The organism is Corallococcus sp. RDP092CA, assembly GCF_041903675.1.
Classification (GTDB): Bacteria; Myxococcota; Myxococcia; order Myxococcales; family Myxococcaceae; genus Corallococcus.
In genome coordinates this window covers 1-925 of sequence record NZ_JAYESI010000101.1, presented here as the reverse complement: position 1 = coordinate 925, position 925 = coordinate 1, and the positions used below count along the sequence as shown (strand labels likewise).

Annotated in this window: 1 protein-coding gene; it reads right to left on the bottom strand. The window is 69.5% G+C overall.

The genetic code is table 11. The annotated features are described in order from the left end of the window. Positions 1 to 925 (bottom strand): phosphopantetheine-binding protein (locus tag U8525_RS34335; RefSeq protein WP_374270954.1); only part of this gene is annotated, 925 nt, incomplete at both ends.

Below are 925 nucleotides of genomic sequence, written 5' to 3'. Positions count from 1 at the left end.
AGGGCCTCCACGGTGGGGGACTCGAAGAGGGCGCGCAGAGGGAGTTCCACGTTGAACTCCGCGCGGACGCGCGACACCACCTGGGTGGCCAGCAGGGAGTGGCCGCCCAATTCGAAGAAGGAGTCCCGCACGCCCACCTGGGGCAGGCGGAGGACCTCCGCCCAGATGGAGGCCAGCTTCGCTTCGACTTCCGTGCGAGGCGCTTCGTAGGTGTTGCCGGACCGAGGTGCCTCCGGCTCGGGCAGGGCCTTGCGGTCCACCTTGCCGTTGGCGTTGAGAGGCAGGGCATCCAGCACCACGAAGGTGGCGGGCACCATGTACTCGGGGAGGCCCTGGCGCAGGTGCGCCTTGAGGGCTTCCACTTCCAGCGAGGCATCGGCCTTGGGAGTGACGTAGGCGACGAGGCGCTTGTCAGCGGCGTCACCCTTGGCGACGACGACGGCGTCCTTGAGGGCCGGAGCGCGACGGAGCGCCGCTTCGATTTCACCCAGCTCGATGCGGAAGCCGCGGACCTTCACCTGGAAGTCGATGCGGCCGAGGTACTCCAGGCGCCCGTCTACGCGGTAGCGGACGCGGTCGCCCGTGCGGTACATGCGACCGCCGAGAGGCCCGAAGGGCTCCGGGACGAAGCGCTCGGCGGTGAGCTCCGGGCGCAGGAGGTAGCCACGCGCCTGGCCTTCGCCGGCGAGGTACAGCTCTCCAGCGACGCCGACGGGCACCGGCTGCAACGAAGCGTCCAGGACGTAGGCGCGTGTCGCGGGGAGAGGCCGGCCGATGAGAGGCACCTCGTCGCGGCCGACGAGAGAAGCGGTGGAGTAGGTGGTGTCCTCGGAAGGCCCGTAGAGGTTGTAGAGCTTCCGCACCGTGGGCACGGCGTAGACCTGCTTGGCGAGTGTCTCCGGCAGGGCTTCACCGGCGAGGTTGA